Genomic DNA, 24715 nt, shown 5'->3' with positions numbered 1-24715 from the left:
GACGGGGACGGCTCCGGCCGCGCGCCGGGCGGGCGCGCCGGACGCCGCACGGCGGGCCGCGGTCCGAGGACCGGTCCTAGCAGGGGCCGAGGTCCTCCCAGACGCCCCACTCGCCGGTGGTGCCGGGCTCCTCGCCCTGGACCCACCACTTGGCGCGCCAGTTGTGGCCCTTGTGCGAGATGCTCTGGCCGCCGGTGTAGACGGAGCTGCGGTTCCAGGGCGTCACGGTGCAGTCGCCGGGCTGCTCGCCGCCGCCGCCGTTGTCGCCGCCGCCACCGGTGCCACCACCGCCGTTGTCGCCGCCACCGCCGGTGCCGCCGATGTTGACGTCGACGCAGGCGTAGAAGGCGTTGGTGGTGTCGGCGATGTTCCAGACGGCGAGTACCTTCTGCTTGCCGGTGAAGTTGCCGAAGTTCACCTGGTGGCTGACCTCCGCCGGGGGCTGGGCGCCCCGGCCGGAGAACTCGGCGAGCTTCGTGTTGCCGATGAAGTACTGCCAGTTGGAGGTGGCGTGCCGGGCCTCGATGCGCCAGGTGAAGGTCTGGTTGGTGGTGACCGGCAGGACCTTCCAACCCTTGCTGTCGTCGTCCAGGTCGGCCCACCGGGCGTCGCCGCCGCTACAGGTGCGCAGGCCCTTCGGACCCTCGACGCTCGCGGGCTCGTACTTGATCTGGCCGCACTTGACCGTGCCCGTCGCGCACTGGTCCTGACGGCTGTTCGGGGTGACCACCCAGCCGTGGGCGTTGGCCGTGCTCACCGGAAGGGTGAGGGCGATCATCGGAGCGGCCAGCGCGCCGATCGCGACGGCCGCCTTCCTCTTCATGTTCATGACATTCCATTCTCTTCGATACACGTCGGACCGCCCCGCTCCGGAGCGCGGGGCCGCCGTTCCGGCAGCCCTCGCCGTGCAGGTCTAGACCTACGTACGCAGGTCTAGACCTTAGCCGCGCGACGGGCTCCGTCAAGGGGTCGGGCGCGGTCGGGTCGGCGGCGCGACGGCGGGGCCGGGTAACGGAGTTGGACGAATCCGTCGGCGCCGCGGCCTCCGGACGGTCCCGGAACCGGGCGCTCCGGTCAACGGCCCCCGGGAGCAGCGTGGATGGAATCCGCAGGTCAGGGCCGTGGCCACTGCCGGAACGAGCGGTCCGCCGCCCGGCTGCGGGCCGGAGGACGACGGGGGTGAGGCCGCTCCTTCGGGACTCCCTTGCCTTGCGCGGGAGTTGGACACGGGCGGCGGGACAGTGACGGTAACGGTGGTGCGCTGGTGGTCGGGGCCTCTCGTTTGGATCACGCCGGGCTCGCGAGGTCCGGCCCGATCCAGACGAAGGACCCTCGGTGCGGAGCCCGTGTCCCGCGCACCGCCCGCTCGTTGGCAGTTCCGTGAGGAACGGAGCGCACAGGGGTCGGGCCGTACCCGGGACGGGACCGCCGCTGTCCCTGGAGGGGGTGTGGAAGTCCTACGGGAAGCGCGCCGTGCTGCGCGGAGTGGACCTGGTGGTCGAACCCGGCCGCCTCGTCGGCGTCGTCGGTGAGAACGGCGCCGGGAAGACCACCCTGCTGCGGACCATGGTCGGCGAACTGGCCCCCGACAGGGGCTCCGTGCGCCGGAGTGGCGAGGTGGGCTACTCCCCGCAGGAGACCGTCGTCAATCCCCTGCTGACCGTGGCCCAGCATCTGGAGATATTCCAGGTGGCCTACCGGCTGCCCGACGTGGGACGGGCGCTGGCCCTGCTGGCCGCGCTGGGCTGCCCGGACGTCCTCGGGCGGAGGGCGGGGACCCTGTCGGGCGGCACCCGGCAGAAGCTGAACCTCGTCCTGGCGCTGATGCACCGGCCCGCGCTGCTGGTCCTCGACGAGCCCTACCAGGGTTTCGACTGGGACACCCACCAGCGATTCTGGCGCCTCGCCCGCGAACTGCGGGACGACGGCCAGGCCCTTGTCGTGGTCTCCCATCTCCTGCACGACCTGCGGCACTTCGACTCGGTCCACGCGCTCCGCGACGGACGGCTGGCCGAGGGGGTGCGGGCCGGATGAGCACGGCGCGCCGCCCCTTCGCCACGGCGCTGCGCTTCGTCCTGGCCTCCCACGCCCGCAACCGCCTCGCGCTGCTGCTCGCCGTCGCCTTCCCGCTGGTGTGGATCTTCATGACGCGGACCTGCGGGTACCACGTGGCGCTGCGCTTCCAGGTGTTCCCGGCCGGCGGCTACATCGAGGCCGACAACAACCGCACCATGCAGATCAACAGCGCGATGAACGCGGTCACGGTCACCGCCGGGTTCATGGCCTTCATGGAGGCGTTCAAGTCCGGCCCCATGGACCGGCGCCTGGTCCTGGCCGGCTACCGGCGGCGTCATCTGACGGCGGCGAAGGTGACGGCGGCGCTCGTCATCGCCGCCGCGCTCGCGCTGTACGCGGCCACGCTGCTGCACCTGTCCTTCGGCCAACGGCAGTACGGGGCACTGGTCCTGGCGTTCTTCACGGCGAACGCCGCGTTCGGCGGAATCGGGATCATGCTCGGCTCGCTGCTGAAGGGGGAACTGGAGGGCTTCTTCGCGATCATCATGGCCAGCATCATCGACAACGGGCTGCAGAACCCGGGGATGAACCCCCCGGCGGACCAGCCCGGCCTGCCCTTCCTGCCGCTGCACGGCCCGTCCCAGGCGGCCTGGGCCGCCTCCTTCACCGGGACCTGGCCCGGCGCCTACGCGGCCCGGGGGTTGCTGTGGTTCGCGCTGACGGCGACGGCCGCGCTGGTCGTCCTGCGGCTGCGCACCCGCTCCTATCACCGGCCGCACCGCCACGGCGCGGCGGCACCCGTCCCGGCGCCGCTCCGGGAGGCCGCGGCGCGGGCGGACGCCGGACCGGTGGAGAGGACCACCGGAGGGTGACACGGCCCTACGGCCCCTACGGCCCTCACGGGGATGGCGGCCCCATCGTTCCCGGCGGGCACGGCGGGAACGGCGGGCCCGCACACCGGGTCCACGTCGCGGGGCGGCCGCGGGGGCGGTCGGTCACCGGGCGGGACCGGGGTGCGGCGGTCATCCCGGTGCCCGGACCTCCCGGGCCCGGACCCCGGCGGGACATCGGCCCCACGGCGGACCGGTCCCATCGCGGCCCGCCCCCTCCGGCGCCGCCCCACCGGGCGGCGACCGCGGACAGCTTCCCCCGAACAGACGGACGGAGAGACGGATGCCCGCCGGGCAGCAAGGCGAACTCACCCACCAGACGGTCCCGCCGCAGGGCCGGCAGCCCGCCGGGGACACCCGACCCGACACTCCGCACCCCCGCACCGACCCCCACCAGGGTCCGCACCGGCCGCTCCCCGGCCCCCAGCGCCACGACACCGCCCCGGCCGGGCCGGACACGCCCCCGCACGGCCCCGGCACCGGCGCCCCGTGGACGCCGGAATCCGACATCGAGCACCTCTACCCGGCCCGTCCCCGCCCCGGGACCGCCGAAGACCTGCTGACCGCCGATGCGGCGGGGCCCCTCCTGCCCGAGACCGCCCGCCGTCTTGAGGAGCGGGTGCACACGGCCCTCATCGCCCCCGTGCGCGGGACCGTGGACCACGGCGGGCGGCGGTGGCGGCCGAGGCTCGCGGCCACCGTGGTCGAGGCGCTGGGCGCGGACAGCCGCCGCTACGGGCCACTGTGGGCGGCCTGCGAACTCCTGCACACCGGGTCGCTGATCGTCGACGACATCCAGGACGGCGCCCCGCTGCGCCGCGGCCGTCCCAGCGCCCACCTCGTCCACGGCACCGCCACCGCCATCAACGCGGGCACCATGGCGTACTTCAGCATGCACCGGGCCGTCCGCCGGACCCTGCCCGCCGACGGGCCGCTGCGGACCGCCGTGTACGAGACCTACCTCGACGCCCTCCAGTCGGCGCACACCGGCCAGGCGCTCGACATCCAGGGCCACCACGAGGAGATGGCCGCCGCGCTGGACACGGGGGACACCGCCGTACTGGAGCAACTGGTCATCCTCACGCACCGGTTGAAGTCCGGCGAGCCGGTCGCCGGGGCCTTCCGGATCGCCGCCCTGGTCGCGGGGGCGGGTCCGGCGGAGTGCGACGCGCTCGCCGCCCTGGGCCGGGCCGTCGGCACCGCCTACCAGATCACCGACGACGTCGCCGACCTGCGGGGCGCCGGGCCCGGGGGGACCGCGGCCAAGCGGCCCGGCGAGGACCTCCTCAACGGCAAGGTCACCCACCCCCTCGTGCGTGCCGTCGCCCTGCTGCCCCGGGACGAGGCCCGGCGCCTCTGGAAGGAGGTGCGCTCCGGCCCGGATCCGGACGGCGCCGCCCGCGCGGCCCGCCGCGTCGCGGACAGCGGGGCCCTCGACCTCTGCGCGGCCGAGGCCCGCCGGATGGTCCGCGACGCCTGGGAGGCGGTCGCGGCGCTGCTGCCCGTCTCGCCGTCCTCGCTCTCGCTGGGCCGGCTCTGTGCCGAGGCGCTGCGCTCCCGGATCGCCTGACGCCGGACGCCCGCCCCCGACACCCGGGCAGGATGCCGCCAAGTCGGCCCGTGGGGCAAGGTGGCTGCCGGCGGCCGCCGTCCCGGCGACGGCCCGGCGGCCCGGTCGGCCGGGATGGGCGCCCGCGCGGGCGGGGACGGTGCGGGGCCCGGGGGAGTGGCGCGCACCGACCTCGCCCGCGCGGACGCCCGGCGCTGGCCGACGGGAGGCGGGCGGTCCGGACGACCTCGCGGCGGCGCTCCCCGGGGGGCGTCCCGCGCGGGGCCGGTTCCGGACCGGGCGCGGCCCCGGACCGGGCCCGGCGCCGGGCGTCTCGCGCAGCGCTGGTCCGACGGACCCGGGCGGTGCGGCCCGGGTCCGCACGGGGGTCTGCCCGAGCAGGCGTCAGCGGTGCGGACCTGTTGACGCATTGGTCCAGACCTTCTACGTTGTGGGGCGTCCTGACGGACGGCGGTGTCCGGCCTGCACACCGGCCCCACCCGCATTCCGGCCTGTCGTCGTCCGGTCACGCAGGCAACAAGCGCACGGTTCACCTCACCCCTGTACCACCCCACCATCACAGGGAGAACCATGTTCCACAGGCGCAGACCACCTCTTTCCAGAGGCGCGGCACGTCCCTCCACCCCCGCTGACGCACGACGGCTGCGTCGTCGCGTCGCCGTCCTCGGCACCGCCCTGCTGCTGCCGCTGGCGGGCCTCACCGCCCTCGCGGCACCGGCCCACGCGGTCGGCACCCTGACGGCGACCTTCACCACCCAGGACAGCGGCTCCTGGTGGAAGGGCACCTACATCGTCCGCAACACCGGCACGGCCGCGGTCAGCGGCTGGACCCTGGAGTTCGACCTGCCGACCGGGGTCACCCTGTCCGGCAACTACAACGGCGAGGCGACCGTCAACGGACGCCACGTGACCGTCAAGAACGCCTTCTACAACGCCAACGTCCCGGCGGGCGGCTCCACCGAGCCGTACAGCTACTGGTTCACGGCGACCGGCACCCCAGGCGCCCCGACCGGATGCACCATCAACGGCGACAAGTGCGACGGCAGCCCCGACGTGCCGCCGACCGCGCCGGGCGCGCCCAGGGCCACCGCGGTGACCTCGCGCACCGTCGCGCTGAGCTGGGCCGCCGCCAAGGGCGGCGACCACCCCGTGGCCGGCTACGAGGTGCTCAGCGGCGGCAAGACCGTCGCCACCGCGACCGGCACCGCGACGACCGTCACCGGACTGACCCCGGCCACGGACTACACCTTCACCGTCCGGGCCAAGGACGTCCGCGGCAACCTCGGACCGGAAGGCGACCCGCTGGCCGTCAAGACGGTGGACCCGGCGACCGACCCGACCCCGCCGACCGCGCCGGGCAACCTGCGCTCCACCGGCAAGACCGCCTCCACGGTGTCCCTGGCCTGGGACAGGGCCACCGACAACGTCGCCGTCGCCGCCTACGACGTCTACCGCGGTGACACCCTGGTCAAGACCGTGGGCGCGGACACCCTGGCCGCGACCGTGGAGGGGCTGGCCCCGGCCGCCAAGTACACCTTCACCGTCAAGGCCCGGGACACCGCCGACAACCCGTCGGCCGCCTCCAACGCCCTGACCGTGACCACGGACGACGTGGCCGGAGCGGGCAAGCAGCTCAAGGTCGGCTACTACGCGCAGTGGGGCATCTACGGACGCCAGTACTTCGTGAAGAACCTGGACACCTCCGGGGCCGCCGCGAAGCTCGACGTCATCAACTACTCGTTCGAGAACATCGACCCGAAGAACCTCACCTGCCAGGCGGGTGTGACCAAGGGCGTCTCCAGCAACCCGCAGGACCCGGACGAGGGCACCGGCGCCGGTGACGCGGACGCCGACTACGCCCGTCCGATGTCCTCCGCCCAGTCGGTGGACGGCGTGGCCGACGACGGCTGGGGCAAACTGCGCGGCAACTTCAACCAGTTGAAGAAGCTGAAGGCCAAGTACCCGAAGCTCAAGGTCGTGGTCTCGCTCGGTGGTTGGACGTACTCGAAGTTCTTCTCGGACGCGGCCGCGACGGAGCAGTCCCGGAAGAAGTTCGTCGAGTCCTGCATCGACGTCTGGATCAAGGGCAACCTGCCCGTCTACAACGGCGCGGGCGGACCGGGCACCGGCGCCGGGATCTTCGACGGCATCGACATCGACTGGGAGTGGCCGGGCGCCGAGGGCCACCCGGGCAACCACTACGGTCCGCAGGACAAGGACAACCTGACCGCCCTGCTCGCCGAGTTCCGCAAGCAGCTCGACGCGCTCGGCGGCGAGCACCGGCTGCTCACCGCGTTCACCCCGGCCGACCCGGCGAAGATCGAGGCGGGCTGGGACATCCGGCGCATCTTCGACTCCCTCGACTACGCCAACGTGCAGGGGTACGACTTCCACGGCGCGGGCAGCGACAACTCCTGGGAGCCCAACCGGGTCGGACACGCGTCCAACCTCTACACGGACCAACAGGACCCGTACTCCTTCCACTTCAGCGTCGAGAACGCCATCAACACCTACCTCGACGCCGGAGTCCACCCCCGCAAGCTGACCGTGGGCTTCCCGTTCTACGGGCGCGGCTGGCAGGGCGTCGCCGACGGCGGCGTCAACGGCGAGTGGCAGAGCGCGACCGGCGTGGCACCCGGCCAGTTCGACACGGAGGCGGGAGTCAGGGGCTACAACAACCTGATCACCAGCTACCCGACCATGACCGTCCGCCACGACGAGCAGTCGATCTCCACCTACGGCTACACCGGTCCCAACGGCCAGTGGTGGTCCTTCGACGACGCCTGGGCGATCTCCAAGAAGACCGCCTGGGTCAAGTCCAAGGGGCTGCTGGGCGGTTTCGTCTGGGAGATGTCCGGTGACACCCCGAACGGCACCCTCATGACCGCGCTGGACAACGGACTGAAGTAGGGCGCGCACACGGCCCGGGTCCCGCCGGGCCGTGCACCGGGCCCGGGTGGACGGTCGGCGGACCGCCCACCCGGGTCGTTCCATCCCGTGAGCCGTGAGCCGTGAGCCGTGAGCCGTGAGCCGTGAGCCGTGAGCCGGGTCCCGGCCGCGGCCGACGACCCGCGGTCCACGGCGCACGGTCGCTCGCAGGGTTCCGTCGGCCGGGCCGCGGCTGTCATCCGTCGAGCGCCCGCCTCCCGGAGTGCCGGCCGTCGCGCCGCCGCCCGCCCCCATCCGCCGCTCCCCGTCCGCCCGGCTGCCGTCCGCCCGGCCGTCCTCCGCGGGGTCCCGGTCCGTCGAACCGTCGCGCCCGTCCGCCGTGCCGCTCGGCCCCGCCGTGCCGTCGGCCCGCCCACGCCCCCGCTCGGTTCGCGGCCCCGGTCCCGGCCGGCCGTCAGGGCCCGATGCCCAGCAGGGCCAGCAGGTCCGCCGCCGCCGCCGCGTCCCGGGCGGCCACCTCCGCCGCGCCGCCCGGCGCCGACCTCGGCTCCCGGGGCACCAGCCGCAGCACCTCCCGCCGCGCCCGGCCGTCCACGTCGGCGGCGTCGTAGCCGCGTGGATCGCGGACGAAGGCCAGCGCCGCCGCGGCCAGGACGCCGGGGACATCGCCGCGCCCCGTCGACAGCCCGGCCAGCAGGGAGTCTGCCGCGTCCGCCAGCTCCGCCGGACCGGCGGGCCGCAGCACCTGCGCGAGCCGCGCCCCGCCCAGCTCCTCGAAGCCGTCCGCCAGCAGTGCCCGCACCACCGCGGCCGCCTCCTCCCCTGCACCGTCCCCCGCCGCGCCGCCCGGCGGGTCCTCGGGGAGCCGCGCCTCCGGGTCCGGGGGCAGCGCCGCCCGGCAGGCCGCCAGCCGCGCCCCGGCCGGGGGATAGCGGTCGGCACCCGCACCGCCCCCGTCCCCCGCCGCGGCCAGCACGTCGGCCAGGGTCCACACGTACGCCGTCCCGCAGGCCAGCGTCGCGCACACGTCCGCGAACACCTCCCCGAGCCACGGCTCCCACACCGCCGCGCGCTCCCGGTCCAGTCCGGCCCCCGTCCGCAGCCGCTCGGCCAGGGCCGGGGCGAGTCCGAAGTCGTCCTCCACGTGGTGGCCCGCCTCGTGCGCGACCGCCAGCACGGCGGGCAGATGGCGGCTCGTGGACCAGGGCACACCGATGACCGGGAACGGCAGCCGCCCGCCGGCCTCCAGCCCGCCCCGCGTCCGCAGCCCGCCCGGGGGGAGCAGATGCGTGAATCCGCTGCCGCGCGCGGCGGCGAAGGGCACCGGCTCGCGGCTCAGGAAGGTCAGCGGCGGCTCCCGCAGCGCCCGGGCGCCCCCGGCGGCGCGGCGCGCCGGTTCATAGACGGACCAGGCCAGTTCGTCGGCCACGGTCAGGAAGTCCCGGTAGCGCGGGACGCGGCGCAGCAGCAGCTTGCCGCGCAGGAAGTCGCCCACGTGGTGCAGGTCGAGGACCGCCTCGGGCACCAGCAGGTCCCGGCGGGGCCCCGCGGGCAGCGCCTCCAGCCGGTCCAGCCCGGCCGACAGGATCCGCACCACGCTCTCCACCTGGGAGCGGTGCCGGATCAGGGCGCCGTCGTCGGCCGCCTCGCTCCGCCACTCCGCCAGCTCCTCCCGGAGGCTCGCCGTGTGGTGCCCCAGCTCCACCGCGCGGCGCAGCGCCCGCCCCGCCCCGGGCTCCGCCGCCGTCATCCGTCCTCCCCGGCATCTCCGTTGACCAGGGACGGCGCGATGAACAGCGCCGTCATCGCCGCCGCCATGCTGTCATCGTCCCAGGCGAGGGAGGACGCGGGACCGGCCGGTTCGTCGCGCGGGACGCCGTGCCGCAGCAGCCGCGCGATCTCCAGCAGCGGCTCCCCGGCCGCCAGGGCGCGGGCCAGCACCACCTGATAGGCGTGCGTCCTGCGGTACAGCCCGGTGCCCAGCACCACGGGGGCGGTGCCCGAGGCGAACAACTGGGCGGCGAAGAGGTTGCGCAGCACCAACTGGTGCGGGATGTCTGCGGGGGAGCCGGGGCAGGGCGGGTCGAGGACGACGAGGGGCGGGCGCCCGGCGAACCGGGAGAGCACCTCGGCCAGTTCCCCCGGACCGACCCGGGTGCCGCCCGGGTACGGGGTGTGCTCGGAGCCGAAGTCGAGGCACGGAGCCTGGCCGATCTGGGCCAGCGGGACGGCGATGTGCAGCACCCGGGGGGTGCCGGACTGGCGGGTGCGGCCCAGGGACGCCGTGACCATCGACACGAACCCGGCCCGGGAGTAGGCGTGCTGGGCCCGCGGGAGGCCGCCGCCCCGCCGGGCCGACTCCTCGTTCCCGTACGGCGGCCGGACCAGCCACGCCGTCCGGCCGTCGGCGCGGGAGGAGCGGTCCCGGTACTGCCGGATGGCCTCCACCGCGCGCATGGCCAGGTGGCCGCCCGTGACCGGCAGGAACAGCGGTCCCAGCGCGGCGGCGGCGAGCGCGTCCTGGGTGAGCCTGCCCCAGACGCCGTCGGTCACCAGCCGGTCCCGGGACGACTGGTTGAGGGCGCTCTGCAGCGTCCGGACGTCGGCGGTGACGGCCGCCGACGGGATCGTCCGGTACGGCACGTCGTCCGGCCCGGCCAGCAGCTCCCAGGGCAGGGCGTGCACCCGGGGGTCCTCTGCCTCCAGCCGCAGCCGCCCGGAAGGCGCGCCGGGGTCCAGGCGCGGCGCCGTGGCGTACCGCAGGTCGTGCTGGGCGCCGGCCCGGTCGGACAGCAGGGCGTCGGCGATCCGCCGGGGGGCGAACGACCGGTCGAGCAGCGACGACCGGCCCAGCGTGACGATCCGGTCGCCGCCGGGCGCGGTCAGCAGCGACTCCAGCGAGGGGGCGGCGGCCGGGGCGGAACCGACGAGCACCGGGCCACCGTCGCTCCCGTCGTCCTGCCCCAGCACGGCCGGGAGCGGGCCCACCGCCTCCAGGGTCCGGACCACCCTGGCCAAGCGCTTCCAGGCCCCGGTGGAGCGCCCGTCCCTTTCCGCCGTCCCGACCGGGGCCTCGTGGCCGCCGACGTCCCCTCCGTCGTCGCCGTACGGCCGCGCGGGGCCGTCGAGCGGGTGGGGGACCGGCAGTCCGAACCGCCGCCCGGCCGGACCGGCGCCGTCCGGGGCGGACGGCAGCGGCGAGCCGAGGCTCGCGGCCATCTGCCCGGCGGCGGCCATCGTCGACGCGTCGTCGTTGAGCCGGGCCGTGCACCACAGCAGGGCCGCCTCCCAGACGGTGTCGGTGAGCACCGTGTTGGCCGTGGTGACCGAGTCCAGCAGCAGCGGCACGATCCGCTCGGTCCCCGGCCGGTCGACGGCCCGCAGCACCCGCGCCACGCCGGGCAGCAGCCCGGACGGGCGGGTCGGCGCGCCCTCCAGGCGGTCCAGCAGCGCGGAATTCGGACGAATGCCCAGCCAGAGCAGCGACTTGACGTGCCGCCAGAGGATCAGCGGATCGTCCTCGTGGCCCGGGGCCAGGACCGTCAGCCCCTCGTTCAGGTCGCGCCGGGCGCGTTCGGCGTCCCCGGTGACCGCGTGCAGGCGGGCACGGAGTGTCAGGCGCAGCGCGCGGTCCTCCGGCGCGGGCGGGGGCTGCTCCACGGCTTCGTCGAACAGGGGGACCAGCCGGGCCAGTCCGGCCCGGACGGACGGCTCGGGCAGCGGCATCTCGACGAGGTCGTAGAGGGCGGCCAGCCGGGCCGCGGGCGGTTCGACGGCTGCCAGCGCGGCGGCCAGGGCGGGGATGCGGCCGGGGTCGCGGAGGGCGGCGGCCACCCCGCCGAGCACCAGGTCCCGGTCGGAGCCGCCCGGCACCGCCGACGGGCCGTCGGCGGCCGGGGCGCCGCTCCTGGCCGCGATCTCCTGCCGCAGCAGCCCCCGGTACACCGCCCATTCGCCGGTGGTGTCGGCCTCGTCCGCCTGGTCCAGCACCCCCGAGGCGCGGTGCAGGTCGCCGACGTCGCGGGCCAGGAACCGGGTGAGGGTCAGCAGCAGCGGGGGGCGGCCGAAGGTGAAGCCCATCCCGGCCTCGATGCCGGCGGCCCGCTCCAGGCACGACTCGGCCTGCTCGACCTCCAGGCACTCGCCGTGCAGCCGGGCCCGGGCCGTCACGATCCCGGCGGCGCGCGGCTCCGCCTCGGGTCCGCCGGCGGCCGCGCCATGGGCGTCGGCCCGTTCCAGGGCGGCGAGGGCGCGGCGGCTCCGGCCCAGCATCCGCAGCGCCTCGGCGCGCAGCGAGTCCGCCTCGGCGGCCCGGTCCGGCTGCTCGGCCAGAGTGTGGCCGAGCCCGTCGAGGATCCGCAGGGCGGCCGTCGGGGCGAAGACCGACAGCCGGGTCCGGGCCTCGCGGAACACCGTCTCGATGCGCAGCGGCACGGGGGTGTCCTGGGCCAGAGCGGCGCCCTGCAGCTCGGCCGCCCGGTCGTGGCGCCCCCGGGTGGTGCTCTCGTCCGCCAGCTCCAGCGCCAGCCGGGCCGCGTACTGGGCGTCGCCGCCGCCCCGGGCGCTGAGCAGGACCTCGTGGAAGGTGTCCTCCGCGGCGTCCACGCTGCCCGCGGCCAGCTGGGCGCGGGCCCGCATCAGCAGCAGCATCCGCTTGAGCCTGCTCCCGTCGCCCTCCGTCCGCAGGGCGCCGTCGATCAGCTCCAGGGCCTCGGGGCGGTGCCCCCGGGCGAGCAGGACGTTGGCGCGCAGCAGTGACTCCATGCCCTTGGTGCGGTCCGAGACGTCACCGTGCTCGCGCAGCAGGTCGACCCCGCGCAGCCGGCTCTCGATCTCTCCCCACAGCGGGTCGTCGGGGCTGGGCGGGGACTCCCGGTCGGCCACCTCCAGGAGGCAGAAGGCGATGGTGAGATGGGCCAGCGCCACGGCCTGGTGGCTGATCAGCGGACGCCCGTCACGCCCCCGGCGCGGCAGCCCCTCCTCGACGTACTCCTCGCCGAGGACCTCCTCTCCCAGCGCCCGCGCGGCGGCGTTGTCCTCGCCGGTCAGACCGGTCAGCGCGGTGACCCAGTCCTCCTCCGCCTCGGCGTCCCCGCCCTGGAACCTGTGGTAGAGGGCCTCGCGGGTGTACGCCACCCACTGGGCCGGGTCGCCGCCGGCCAGCTCGGTGAAGCGGGCGGCGAAGTCGCGGTGCAGGGAGAGGAAGACGGGCTTGTCGGAGATCAACTGCCGCATCGGGACGATGACGTTGGGGTGGAAGACGACCATGGAGTCGTCCCCGGCGGGCCGGGAGACCCAGGACGATCTGGCCGTGTACTCCAGCAACCGCCTCCAGGCGCGGTCCAGTTCGCCCTCGGTCAGCCCGGCAGGGTCCTGCGGGAACAGGTCGGACCGGCCGCGCAGGTGGTGATGGTCCCGGCGGGGATCGTCGTCGTCCGGGTGGTCTCCGCTGATGCCCCGGACCAGCCAGGGGCGCATCACGGTCCGCACGTCCTCCCGCCGCAGCCGCCGGGGCACGACCCCGTAGCGCAGCAGCCAGCGCACCGCCGGGTCGTCGATGCGCCGCACCACCCGGTCGATGAGGTAGCGGACCAGCGGTTCGTCGCACCGCTCCAGCTCCCCGGCGGTCAGCTCGGGGTCCTGCTCGATGAGGTCCGCGAAGAGGGCGAGGACGAAGGGCAGGCCCTGGGACCTGCGCGCGGCGGCCGCGGCGATGTCCCTGTCGTGGACGCGGCGGATGCCGGTCAGGTAGGCGAGCGACTGGCCGGTGTCGAACGGACGCACCACGCGGTGGCACGACGGGTGGGGGCCCAGCCGGGCCAGCGCGTCGGGCGCGCGCTCCCGCAGGTCGTACCGTCCGGACAGGACGACGCGCAGCCCGGGGCAGCGGTCGAGCAGCCGCCCCAGGAGGTCCAGCAGGGCGGCCAGTCCGTCCTGCCCGCGCAGCAGTACCTCCTCCAGGGTGTCGAGCACCAGGACCGCGGGCCTTCCGCCCCCGGCGGACACCTCGGGCCCGGCGCCCGTCCCGGTGCCGGTGTCCGTCCCGTCCGCGGCGCGCGTCCCTGTTCCGGTCCCGGCCTCCGCACCGTCCCCGGCACCGTCGGCCGCCCGGGTCCGGGATTCGTCGTCCGTCCCGGTTCGGGCCTCCGTGTCGGCCGCGGTCCCGGTGGGCCTCCCGCCTCCGGTGCGCCTGCCGGGGCCGGTCGTCACGCCGTCCCGGGAGGACGGTTCGTCCCCGCCGCGCGCCCCGCCGTCCGGTCCGGCACCGCCGGCGGGCCCGGCCCCCGTCCCGGCTCCAGCCGGCCTTCTCCGGCCCGGCTCCGCGCTCGCGCCCGCCGCCGCCCCAGGCTGCGTCTCGGCCTCGTCGTCCCGCTCGTCGGCCCCCGTCCGGGCGTCGGCCCCCGTGGCCGCGCCTCCGGCCGGTCCCGTGCCCCCGCCGGTGTCCCCGCCCCCGGCCCGTTCCGCCCCGTTGCCCGTCCCCGCGCCGGACGCCGTCTCCGGCCAGGGCCCCGCCCCCGGTGTCCCGCCGACGCCCCCCGCCTCCGCGAGGGCCAGGTTGAGGCGGGTCGCGAAGACGTCGAGGACCTCCTCCTGGACCCCCTCGCGGTTCAGCGTCGCGATGTTGCGCGCCGCCGTCCGGGCGGTGTCGCCGGGACTGCGCCCGAGCAGGACCCGGAAGGCGTCGAACTGGTCCAGCCGTGCGAAGGGGCTGCCCGGCAGCCGCCGGCCGAACTGCTCGGCCATCTCCAGCAGCAGCAGCCAGGGATGGTTCCCGGCGGTGTGCGGATTGACCACGTCGAAGTCGATGCGGGCGCACGGCACGTCCTGCTCGGCGGTCACGCAGTGCCGGGCCACCAGCCAGCGCAACTGCATGGTCTTGCCGGTGCCGCCCGGCGCGTGCACCTGCCAGACCCGGTCGCGCCCGCTCAACAGCCGTTCGGCGTCCCGCTCCAGCCCCGGCGGGCTGAGGAACTGCGCCGAACGGGCGTAGTCGGCGGCCCAGTAGGCGCGCACCCGGACATGCCCGGCCCGGTCCAGCCGCAGCCGCTCCAGCCCCGGATCGGACAGCGGCAGCCGGTCCGGGTCGCCGAGCACGTCGACGAGGTCCTGGCACAGCGCGAAGTCCCGCCGCTCGTCGGCGGCGGCGAAGCGCTCCCTGAACAGGGCCTCGGCGCCCTCGGGGTCGGAGAGCAGCAGATGCCGCAGCTCCCGCACGTCGTCCCCGGCGGCGGCCCGGAACCCGGCGATCAGCTCCTCCAGCCGCGCCAGTTCGGCCGGCACGTCCAGTCGGTCCGGACTCTCCCCCAGGGGGTCGAGCCCGCCGTCGGCGGGCGGCTCGAACCACTCCAGGAAGTAGGCGGCGCGGTCGGAGTGGGGCAGGCAGTAGGCCCCGGTGCCGTCGTCGGCGGGGACCACGGCGCGCGCCGCCACCAGCTCCGCCAGCGTCGGCGGACCGGCGTCGCCGGACCGCGCGGCGAACGGTCGCAGCACGCCCTCGAACAGGGTGCCGTTGAAGGTGTGGGCCACGGCGCAGGCACGCAGCAGGGGCCGCCAGGCGGGAGGGCGCAGCGACCGGCCGATCTCCTCCAGGCTCTCCCCGCCCGCCAGGCGCCGGACGATGTCGTCGGCCGCTCCGGCCATCGTGCCCCCCCTCTCCGCGTCGACCATCACGCGCCCCGCTCGGCGGCGGAGTACCAATCCGAGAAGACGCTCATCAGCAGGCCGAAGATGTCGACCCGGGTGTACGGATTCATCTCCTGCAGTTGCATGACGATGTTCTGGACGCGCTCGTCCACCGGGTACCCCAGCCGGTTGCCGAAGGCCCGCACCAGGCGCATCAGCTGGGAGCTCTCGAAGTCCCCGAGGGAGACCTCGCCGATCAGGTGCCGGTCGGCGCGGGGGAGGGCGTCGGCGACCCACTCCCGGGACGCGACCAGGACCAGCCGCAGCGGAGCCGCGTCGCCCCGGGCGATGGGCAGCACCAGCCGCTCGTACAGCCAGCCGGTGAACAACTCCGCCTGGATGCGGTCGGCCTGGTCCAGCGTGATCACCATGGGGGCGCCGCCCGCGCCCTTGCTGAGCCCGCCCAGCAGCCGGTCCACGATCTCGTGCCGCCGTTCGTCGGCGCGTCCCGCTTCGTCGTCGAACCGGGGCCCGTCCACCGACAGCGGGTCGCCGTCCTCCGCGCCGCCGGTACCGGGAGCGGCGGGCAGCAGCCGCTCCAGGGCGGCGTCGAAGTCCGCGAACGCCTCGGCGGGCAGCGGAGTCAACTGGGCTTCGGACACCACCTGCAGCCGGATCTCCCGCAGGACGGTCAGCCAGTCCCTGGCGCCACCGGACAGGTTGACGGAGACCGCGCGGTGGCCGCGCAGGAAGCAGACCGCCAGGCACCAGTCCGCCAGCAGGCTCTTGCCGGTCTGGGGGGCGCCCGTCTCCGAGTGACCGCTGATCACCAGGACGGGGTGCCCGGTGCCCGGTTCGCCGCCCCGGACCGGCGGGTCCAGCGCCCACCAGGCGGCCCGGCGCTCCGCCGAGCGGCCCACGAAGCGGCGCAGCCGTTCGTAGGTCCCGTGCCGCCGGATCGCGTCCACCGTGGAGGGCGGCGGCGGGGTGTGCACGATGGGCAGCACCTCCTCCGGCGCAGTCCGGGTCATCAGGACCGGCAGCGCCCAGGCGTCGCTGGGCCGTTCCTCGTGCCGGGCGAGGTCGGTGCGGGCCAGGGCGACGGCCTCGTCCAGCGGGGTGCCTCCGCCGATGGCCCGGTACAGGCGGGACGAGAAGATCACCGCGTCCGGCGAGTCGACGTCCGCCTGGACGGAGACCGCCGCCCGCGCCCCGGCGTCGAGGAAGGCGTCCGCGAGGCCGCGCACCCGTTCACCGGTGCCGACGGCGGGTCCGGAGTCGGTGGTGCGGCAGGCGTTGAGGACGACCAGATGGGGCTGCCAGCGGGTCAGGTCCGCGATCTGTCCGGCGTCCAGGCTCCAGTCGCGCGGGCCGTCCGGGGCCGCCCGCCAGTTGAAGTTCAGCGCCGTCCCGCGCCCCGGCAGGGGCATCCCGTGGCCGATGAAGTGCAGGATGTGGGGACGCAGTTGGTCGATGCCGTCGGCCAGCTCGGCCCGGCTGGGCCCGTCCAGCACTTCCACGTGGGTGGCGCCGGGCAGTCCGTCGAAGGTGCCGCTGATCCAGGCCAGCTCCTTCTCCGCGAGCAGCCGGTGCTCCCTCGGGTTGCAGAGCACCACCAGGGCCCGCAGCGGCCCCAGTTCCTCCTGCGGGTCGGGTTCCGCGGCCCCGGCCGCCACGGTGCCCCGACGGCACAGCAGGTCCGGCCGGCGGAACAGCCACCGTCCGTCGGAGCGCAGCAACTCCCAGGGAAGGTGCCGCAGTTCCGTCGGGCGCACATCGAGGCAGAGCCGGGCCGGACGGTCCGGGTCGGCCGCCGCCAGCACATCCCGCCAGATCGTGTTCAGCGCCCCGCCGAGCAGCGCCTCGAACAACGCCTCCCCGGCCGCCTGCCGCTCGGCCGCGGTGGCGTCCCGCTCGAAGACCCCGGCGAACCGCTCCATGTCCGCCGGGGTGCGGAACGGCACGTCCACGTCCGAGCCCCCGTCCACGCTCAGCAGCGCCCGGTAGGGCTCGGTCCCGTCGGTGCCGGGGGAGATGCGGATGCCGACGGAGGTGTGCGTGGCCGTGCGCGGAGCCGTGACCGTCACTTCTCGTGCTCGGACAGCGGCTGCTCGCCGGCCGGGGCGTGCTCGACGACCGCCGCCGGGTCGTCCCACGCCTCCTCCAGCAGCAGCGGCGGCACGGGCACCGGCGCTGCGCCCCGGCCGGGCTGGGGCGGGCCGTAGTCGGAACCGACCCGGCGCAGCCAGTCCCGGCGCAGCCGGATCACCCGGAAGAACGGGGTGGGTTCGAGTCCCGTCCACTTCAGGCCCAGCGCGGAGGCCCGGGCGAGCGTCACCCCGCCCCTCAGGTCGGCCAGGCCCACCGGTGCCGGCCCCGCGGCGGCGCGCAGCCGCAGCTCGGCGGAGGCGTCGGTGCCCGCGGCGCTGAGCACCGCGCCGGTGTCGGCGGTGACCACCTGGCTGACGGCGTAGTAGGAGTCGTCCCACTTCTCCCAGCCGAGCCGGACCAGCTCCGCGGCGAGCGCCGGCTCGTCGCTGACGCCCGTCTCCGTGAGCCCCTGGAAGACGACGAGGACGCCGTGCGTACTGCGGAAGGTGACCAGGGCGCCGGCGTCGGCGTCCGCGAGGGCGCTGAATCCGGCCGCGGCGGTGCCGACGGCCTTGAAGCGGACGGTCGCCGACCCCTGGGCGTCATAGGTGTAGTCGTTGTGCGGTGTCCCGGGGCGCGCGGTGAAGGGCACGCCCCGGTCGGTCAGGGTGCCGGCCGGGCGGATCCGCCACCGCACACCGTGCAGCACGTCGCCGAGGGCGATGCGGCGGCTGAGCGGCCAGGCCACCCACCAGTCCTGCCACGTCCCCCGGATCGCGTCGCGGTACACACCGTACTCGTCGCTCATCACGTCCCCCGTGCCTCGTGCCGTGGTCGCAGAGTAATGCCCGGTCCCCCCGCCGACGACGGGTTCGGGCCACCCGTGCGCCGCGCGTCCGGGCGGCGGTATCGACGATCGACCGTCGCTGACGGTATGTCAACCGCGTCAACTGCACCGTCAGGCGGCGCCGAAGGCGGAGAACGCCCATCCGGTCGCCTGATGCGTCGCGTCCCCCGGAAGCGCCGCCCGCGCGTCCCGCAACGCCTCCGCCAGACAGAGTCCGGCGTCCAGCCCCTTGTGCAGCGCCAGCATCAGCGGCACCACCGCCGCGTCGTTGACCGGTGCCCCGCACGCCACCACCCCGGCGGTGCCCAGCGGCAGCAGCGCCGTCACCAGCCCGAGCAGTTCGTCCGCTCCCACCGAGGCGAACCGCCCGGTGTCGCAGCAGGACAGGACGATCCGGTACGGCGAGCGGTCCAGCCGCTCCAGGTCGTGCACGATCAGCGGCCCGTCGGCCATCCGCAGCGAGGAGAAGAGCGGGCTGTCCGCCCGGAAGGTGCCGTGCGCCGCGATGTGCGCCAGCGCCGCGCCGTCCAGCGCCCGCAGCACCTCCGGCACCCGCGCCGCGGCCCCCTCCAGCACGACGCCGTCCCGCTCCGCCGCCCGCCCGCCGGTCCCGCCGGCGGCACCGCGGCGCGCGGCCAGCTCCGGCACCTCGGCCCCGTCCCCCGCCAGCCCCGGGCCGCGCACCAGCACCCGGCGGCCACCGGGCGGCGGGGCGGTCCCCCGGGCGCGCAGCCAGCTCGTCGCCGAGGGCGACACGCTCAGCACCCGCTCCCGCAGTGCCGGGAGCAGCGCCCACGGCACCCGGTGCAGCCGCCCCGGCGGCACGATCACCACCGGACCGGACCCCAGGTGCGCCGCCGCCGGGCCGAGCAGCAGCTCCTGCAGCCGCGCCCCCGCCGCCTCGATCAGTGGCAGCCGGGCCTCCGCCCCGGGATGGGCCAGCCGCCGCAGCCCGGCCTGCACATGCTCGGCCTCCCGCTCCGCCTCCGCGGACGTCCCGGCCGGGAACCGCCGCACCCGCCCCCGGCCGCACAGCAGGACGTGCACCCTCCCGTCCAGCACCACCAGCTCCACCAGCAGCACGTCCTCGCCCAGCCGCCGCAGCAGCCGGTCCACCTCGAACATGGCCCCGCCGCCCGGCGCCTCCCCGCGCATGTGCAGGGTGCGGGAGCGGATCTCCCGCTCCAACCGCCGCTGCTCCCGCTCCAGCGCCGGAGCCGGACGGCCGCCGCCGGTCCGGGCCGCCAGGGCGCGGGCGGCGATCTCCCGGTACGCCGTCAGCGCGCTGAGCAGCACGGGATCGGCCGGCGGCCGGGCCGGGGGCGCCGACAGCACCGTCGCCCGCCACCGCTCGCTCCACACCAGCAGCCGCCGCGCCCCGCCCGTCACCAGGCTCGCCCGCTGGGCCATCGCCGCCAGCTCCGCCCCCTGCGCGGTGGCCCGCGCCCGCAGCTCCGGGGCGCCCAGCGTCATCCGGTGGTCGTCCAGCACGTCCAGCCCCCGGCGGCAGGCCTCCAGCACCCCCCGCGTGGACCCGGCCGCGCGGGCCCGCAGCGCCTGCGCCGCCCAGCCCGTCATCCGCGCCGGGGGCGGCCCGCTGCGCCGACTGCGCGCCGCCCGCGCCAGATGCCGCTCGGCGACCGCCGTCCGGCCCAGCCCCAGCGCGATCCGACCCGCCAGCAGCGAGGCCTCCGGCGCGGCCGGTGCCCCGAAGGAGGCCAGCCGCTCCGCGACCGCCGCCGCGTCCGCCACCAGCCGCGCGGAGCCCTGCCCCGCCGCCACCCGGGCCTCGATGAGCACCAGCCGGGCGTGCGCCTCGTGCCAGGAGCGCCGCTGCCGGGCGAACCGGCGCACCGCCGAGGCGGCCCGGTCCGTCGCCGTCTCGGTGAAGCCCGCGGTCCGGGCCGCCCGCGCCGCCACCAGCAGCAGCTCCGCCCGGCGCGTGGACTGCCCGCCGATGCCGTCCAGCGCCGCCGTCGCCGCGTCCGCCTCCGCCAGCGCCTCCGGGGCCAGCCCGGCCGCCAGCAGCACCTCGCAGCGCCGGATGGTCAGCATGAACGTGGGCGTGCCCAGCTTCGCGTAGCGCTCCCCGGCCTCGTCCAGCAGCCGCAGGGCCGCCGGCACGTCCCCCGACCGGAACGCCGCCAGCCCCCGGCTCTCCACCGCGTCCGCCTTGTCGTGCTCCTGGCCGGTCGTGCCCCACAGCGCCTCCGCCGCCGTGAAGTCCGCGTCCGCCCGCTCCACCGCCCCCAGCGACAGGTGCACCGTCGCCCGCAGGGTCAGCGCCCGCGCCGTCCAGATCACGTCGTCCGCCTGGCGCAGCACCGGGATCGCCCGCCGCACGTCCTCCAGTGCCTCCCCGTGCCGCCCCAGCACCCACCACACGTACGCCCGCCGGAACAGCACCCGCGCCCTGGTGTGCCCGGTGACCCGGGCCGCGCCCCGCTCGAAGGCGGCCAGCCCCTCCCGGGTCCGCCCGCTGTGCACCAGCGCCACCCCGAGCGTGGCCAGGACGTCCGCCTCGCGCCCGGCCGACCCGGCACGCGCCGCCAGCTCACGGGCGCGCCGCAGATGCTCCAGGGCGCGCCGCAGGTCCCCGAAGTCCCGCTGCCAGATGCCGATCACCTGGTGCGCCACTGACGCGTGCAGCGGCGGCGGAGAGGAGTCGAGCACCTCCTCCGCCCGCGCCAGCGCCTCGCCGGGGGCGGCGAAGACCATGGGCAGCAGTTCGAGAACCGACTCGTCTCCCGCTGTCACCCCACGGATGGTAGTGCTCCGCAACCGCGCCCCACAGAGCGGTGTCTGTATCAACCGTCCACCGGCGCACTCTGATTGACGAACCGTCCCACGGCCGCCGCCGCGGCCCCAACCGCGCTGTCACGACCCAGCTCAGTGAGGACACGCCATGGCACCACAGCGATTCCGCGAGCAGTTCGACCAGATCCAGCGCTCGATGCCGGACGTCCCGCTGGTCATGGGCCCCGACGACGCCGCCGAGTTCTTCTACGAGAAGGGCGTCGTCCTCGCCCGTGACGGCGAGGAGGCCCGGCTCGTCGAGGACACCGTCCGCGCGCACTTCACCGCCGTGCCCGAGCTGGCCCAGGACCAGGTCCGCCGGGCCGGTCCCGGCCCCGGCCGCACCGGCGTCACCCGCATCCGGGTCGCCGACCCGGGCCGGGGCGTGCCGGAGGGCGACCCGGCCGTCGCCCAGGCCCTGCGCTCCCTGCGCACCGCCGAGGGCCGCGCCGGGCGCCGCCTGGTCAGCCGCAACCACGTCGTCTCCATCGCCGTCAACGCCTGCCCCGGCGACGAACCGGTCCCGGTGCCGCCGGGCGAGCCGGCCAACCCGGCGCCCGCCGCCACGCCGTACGACCCGGCCACCGCCGTCCGCGTCCTGGTCGTCGACAACGGGCTGACCCACGACTACCGGTCCTACCCGCCGCTCGCCCGCACCACCGGCGACGTCCAGGAGCGCGTACTGGGCGAGGACGGCGTCCTCGCCCAGTACGCGGGCCACGGCACCTTCATCGCCGGGCTGATCGCGGCCGTCGCCCCCAACACCGACGTCACCGTCCGGGGCTGCCTCAACGACGCGGGGGCGGTCCTGGAGTCCGAGTTCGGCGAGCGGCTGTTCGAGGCCGTCGACCGCGACGGCTGGCCCGACGTGCTCAGCCTCTCCGCCGGCACCTCCAACGGCCGCGCCGACGGCCTGCTCGGCGTGCACGCCTTCATGGAGGAGCTGCGCACCCGGCGCACCCTGCTGGTCGCCGCCGCCGGCAACAACGGCGGCGCCACCCCGTTCTGGCCCGCCGCCTACGCCGACCTGCCCGGCTGGCGGGACTGCGTCCTGTCGGTCGGCGCGCTGCGCTCCGACGGCGAGTACGGCGCCTGCTTCACCAACCACGGCCGCTGGGTGCGGGCCTACGCCCCCGGCGAGCGGCTGACCAGCGCCCTCACCGGCTTCTCGGCGCCCGTGCCGTACGTCTACCGGCACTCCACCTACGACGACTGCCGCTACGGCTTCGGTTACGCCTGCACCTGCCGCCACCCACGCCACCACGGGCTGCTGAGCGAGCCGGGCGAGGCTCCGGCCAAACCCGATCAGGTGATGTTCGAGGGGCCCGCCCAGTGGAGCGGGACCTCCTTCGCGACCCCCGTCGCCGCCGGGCTGATCGCCTCCCACATGACCGCCCGCGGCATGCGCGATCCGCGGACCGCCCGCAGAAGGGTGCTGGCGGCCAGCGGGTACGCCGAGGTCCGCGGCGCCCATGTGCCGGCCCTGCTCCCGCCCACCTGGCGCGCGGTTCCCGTCGGCGCCCCCGGGGGGACCTCGTGAGCGGCTGCGCCCCGGCCGGGACCGCCCGGCGGCCGTCGTACGATGACGTGTCGTACACGAGGGGTGGGGCCGTGGACCGTGCAGATGTCGGGGCGCTCGTCCGGTCGGCCGCCGGCGGGGACGCCGCGGCCTGGAGGTCCCTGGTGGACGGGCTGGGCCCGCTGGTCTGGTCGGTGGCGCGCTCGCACGGGCTGTCCGACGCCGACGCGCACGAGGTCTACCAGACCGCCTGGTTCCGCTTCGCCCAGAACCTGGAGCGCATCCGCGAACCGGAGAAGACCGGCGCCTGGCTGGCGAGCACGGCCCGCAACGAGTCGCTGAAACTGCTGAAGGCGGCGCGGCGGTGGACGCCGACCGACGACCCGCACCTGCTCGACCGGCCGAGCGAGGACCCCACGCCGGAGGAGTCGGTGCTCGACTCCGAGGAGGCCGCCGACCGCTCCGAGCGGGTCCGGCGGCTCTGGCAGGAGTTCGAGGAGCTGGGCGAGCGCTGCCGCCAGCTGCTGCGGGTGCTGATCGCCTCGCCGCCGCCCAGCTATCAGGAGGTGTCCGCCGCCCTGGGGATCGCGGTGGGCAGCATCGGGCCGATGCGCCAGCGCTGTCTGCGCAGGCTGCGGGCCCGACTGGAATCACGGGGGACCGCATGAACGGCACGCACGACGACCGGCCCGGCCGGGGCGGAGGCCCCGGGGACCCGGACCCGCGCCCGCGCACCGGGGGGAAGGGACCGGGCGGCGGGGCCCCGGACGGGGAGCGCCCGGACGGGACCCGCCGGCGCGGGCCGCTCCCGCACCGGGAGCCGCCGGCCGGTGCGCGCGCGGACGGCGCGCCGCCGGACCGCGGCACCACCGACGACGCGGACGACGCACTGCTGGAGGAGGAGCTGCGGCGGGCAGCCGCGGTCCTCGACCCGGTCCCGGCCGCGCTGCGCCGCGTCGCCGTCGAGGCGTACGCCCTGCGGGACCTGGACGCCCGGATCGCCGAGCTGACCTTCGACTCGCTCGTCGACGCCCTCCCCGTACGGGGCCAGGCGGACCCGCCGCGGATGCTGACCTTCCGCACCGACGCCGTGACCGTCGACGTCGAGGTGACCTCCGACGGCCTCATCGGCCAGTTGCTGCCGCCCGGCCCCGCCCGGATCGAGGTGCTGAGCGGACCCCGCGCCCCCGTCCGGCTCACCGCCGACGACCTCGGCCGGTTCACCGGCGGGGCGCCGCCCAGCGGGCCGTTCGCGCTGCGGCTGCGCACCGGGGGAGAGGTGGTCGTGACGGAGTGGCTGCGGGCCTGACCGGCCGCCGGGCGCGGGGCGGGCCGGCGGTCCCGGCCGCTCTGTCGGCGCCGGGGTTCCCGCGTCGTGCCCCCGTCCTCGCCGCGCCCCGGCGCGCCGTCGCGCGAAAAGCCGCCCGGTGTGCCCGCCGCGCCGGTCGGCGAGCGGCGCCGACCGCACCGGGACCGCACCTGGACGGGGCCGGGACCGCACCGGGAGGGACGGGCGCGCGGTCAGGCGGACGCCGCGTCGGCCAGCGCGGCCAGGGCCGCGGCGAGGCGACGCAGCCCCGGACCGTCCGCACCGCCGCGCACCGGACCGCCGGGCTCCGTCATGTAGGTGTCCCGGCGGATCTCCACCATCAGCGCGCTCACCCCGGGATGCCGCCCGTGGAACTCCAGCGGCACGTACGTCCCGCCGAACGGGCTGTCGAGCCCGGTCTGCCCGCACGGCGCGAACGCCTCCCGCGCGGCGGCGAGCAGCCCGGGCGGGGTGTGGAAGGGGTCGGTGCCCAGGCAGACCGGCGGGCGCGGTCCCGTCCCGTGCAGCTCGTACGGCAGCGGTTCGGTGGGGTAGGAGTGCACGTCGAGGACGACGGCGCGCCCGGTGGCGGCCAGCCGCCCGGCGACCGCGTCGGCCATCGCCCGCGCGTACGGCCGGAAGTACCGGGCGAGCAGCGGCTCCGGATCGGCGCCGTCGGCCCGCAGCGGTTCGCGGTGCGTGGTCCGCGTGTAGACGGCGCCCATGCCGACGGCGGCCATCTCCTCCCGCTCGTCCGGGAACCGTTCGGGATCGGTCACCAGCCGGGAGGTCCGGTTCACGAACCGCCAGGGCGTGGTGCCGGCCAGCGCGGCGGCGGCCTCCGCGACGGCGTCGGTGTGCGCGTCGGTGATGTGGTCCAGCTCCCGTTCCAGCGCCGCGTCGTCCAGCACGATGCCGGGGCGGACATTGGCCGGAATTCGCCGTGAGGAGTGCGGTACGTGCAGGATCACCGGTGACTCGGGGGCACCGGCGAGCAGGGCGAAGTCCTCGCCGCCGGAGGACGCTTTGGACGTGGTGGGCACATCGGCCACGGTGGCTCCAGGGGTCGGCGGCGGGCGCGGGCGGGTGAACGGGCGGCACCCCGCCCCCGCCGCGGCGGGAACGGGGTGCCGGGGTCCGCGCCGGTCCGGCCGGGGCCGGGCGC

Annotated in this window: 13 protein-coding genes and 1 pseudogene; 7 read left to right on the top strand and 7 right to left on the bottom strand. The window is 76.2% G+C overall.

What is annotated here, in order from left to right:
* Nucleotides 1-76: 76 nt before the first annotated feature.
* Nucleotides 77-829 (bottom strand): lytic polysaccharide monooxygenase, encoded by a 753-nt coding sequence (locus tag GTY84_RS08185; RefSeq protein ID WP_161225467.1) that lies wholly within the window; start codon nucleotides 827-829, stop codon nucleotides 77-79.
* 617 nt (nucleotides 830-1446) lie between these two features.
* Here GTY84_RS08185 and GTY84_RS08180 point away from each other — a divergent pair.
* From GTY84_RS08180 to GTY84_RS08165, 4 genes are all read left to right on the top strand, one after another.
* Nucleotides 1447-2034: an ABC transporter ATP-binding protein gene (locus GTY84_RS08180; protein ID WP_345943362.1), complete on the top strand. Its 588-nt coding sequence runs from the start codon at nucleotides 1447-1449 to the stop codon at nucleotides 2032-2034.
* The gene (locus GTY84_RS08175; protein WP_161225466.1) at nucleotides 2031-2888 is read left to right on the top strand and encodes a hypothetical protein; all 858 of its coding nucleotides are present in this window, start codon (nucleotides 2031-2033) and stop codon (nucleotides 2886-2888) included. The genes GTY84_RS08180 and GTY84_RS08175 overlap by 4 nt, the downstream gene beginning before the upstream one ends.
* 301 nt (nucleotides 2889-3189) lie before the next feature.
* Nucleotides 3190-4476 carry a polyprenyl synthetase family protein gene (locus tag GTY84_RS08170; RefSeq protein ID WP_202550167.1) on the top strand — a complete coding sequence of 429 codons (1287 nt, stop codon included), beginning with the start codon at nucleotides 3190-3192 and terminating at the stop codon, nucleotides 4474-4476.
* A gap of 570 nt (nucleotides 4477-5046) precedes the next feature.
* Complete coding sequence (locus GTY84_RS08165) at nucleotides 5047-7386, top strand: glycosyl hydrolase family 18 protein (RefSeq protein ID WP_161225465.1); 2340 nt, start codon at nucleotides 5047-5049, stop codon at nucleotides 7384-7386.
* A gap of 433 nt (nucleotides 7387-7819) precedes the next feature.
* On the opposite strand, the gene GTY84_RS08160 is transcribed toward GTY84_RS08165, so the two are convergent.
* From GTY84_RS08160 to GTY84_RS08140, 5 genes are all read right to left on the bottom strand, one after another.
* A complete protein-coding gene (locus GTY84_RS08160) occupies nucleotides 7820-9115 on the bottom strand; it encodes a hypothetical protein (protein WP_161225464.1) in 1296 nt (431 codons plus the stop codon).
* Nucleotides 9112-15006 carry a tetratricopeptide repeat protein gene (locus GTY84_RS08155; RefSeq protein WP_161225463.1) on the bottom strand — a complete coding sequence of 1965 codons (5895 nt, stop codon included), beginning with the start codon at nucleotides 15004-15006 and terminating at the stop codon, nucleotides 9112-9114. The genes GTY84_RS08160 and GTY84_RS08155 overlap by 4 nt, the downstream gene beginning before the upstream one ends.
* 26 nt (nucleotides 15007-15032) lie before the next feature.
* Nucleotides 15033-17075: a CHAT domain-containing protein gene (locus GTY84_RS08150; RefSeq protein ID WP_161225462.1), complete on the bottom strand. Its 2043-nt coding sequence runs from the start codon at nucleotides 17073-17075 to the stop codon at nucleotides 15033-15035.
* On the bottom strand, nucleotides 17072-17887 hold the full coding sequence (locus tag GTY84_RS08145) for a hypothetical protein (protein ID WP_161225461.1): 816 nt from the start codon (nucleotides 17885-17887) through the stop codon (nucleotides 17072-17074). Before GTY84_RS08145 ends, GTY84_RS08150 begins: the two co-directional genes overlap by 4 nt.
* Before the next feature lie 150 nt (nucleotides 17888-18037).
* Nucleotides 18038-20644: a CHAT domain-containing tetratricopeptide repeat protein gene (locus GTY84_RS08140; protein ID WP_161225476.1), complete on the bottom strand. Its 2607-nt coding sequence runs from the start codon at nucleotides 20642-20644 to the stop codon at nucleotides 18038-18040.
* Nucleotides 20645-20831: 187 nt separating this feature from the next.
* Between GTY84_RS08140 and GTY84_RS08135 the strand changes: the two genes are divergently transcribed.
* The 3 genes and pseudogenes from GTY84_RS08135 to GTY84_RS08125 all read left to right on the top strand — a co-directional run.
* A complete protein-coding gene (locus tag GTY84_RS08135; protein WP_161225460.1) occupies nucleotides 20832-22262 on the top strand; it encodes a S8/S53 family peptidase in 1431 nt (476 codons plus the stop codon).
* A 71-nt stretch (nucleotides 22263-22333) separates the two neighbouring features.
* Nucleotides 22334-22909: a sigma-70 family RNA polymerase sigma factor gene (locus GTY84_RS08130; protein WP_161225459.1), complete on the top strand. Its 576-nt coding sequence runs from the start codon at nucleotides 22334-22336 to the stop codon at nucleotides 22907-22909.
* Nucleotides 22910-23130: 221 nt separating this feature from the next.
* Nucleotides 23131-23550: pseudogene (locus tag GTY84_RS08125) on the top strand (hypothetical protein); the annotation flags it as partial.
* 212 nt (nucleotides 23551-23762) lie between these two features.
* Here the strand turns inward: GTY84_RS08125 and GTY84_RS08120 are convergent.
* Nucleotides 23763-24602, bottom strand: a complete 840-nt coding sequence (locus GTY84_RS08120) for an N-formylglutamate amidohydrolase (protein WP_345943361.1) — start codon at nucleotides 24600-24602, stop codon at nucleotides 23763-23765.
* Nucleotides 24603-24715 lie beyond the last annotated feature (113 nt).

The sequence above is a fragment of the Streptomyces sp. SID8352 genome, from assembly GCF_009862265.1.
Lineage (GTDB): Bacteria > Actinomycetota > Actinomycetes > Streptomycetales > Streptomycetaceae > Streptomyces.
Note: the sequence above shows the minus strand (reverse complement) of the source record. Positions and strands in the feature narration are given on the sequence as shown.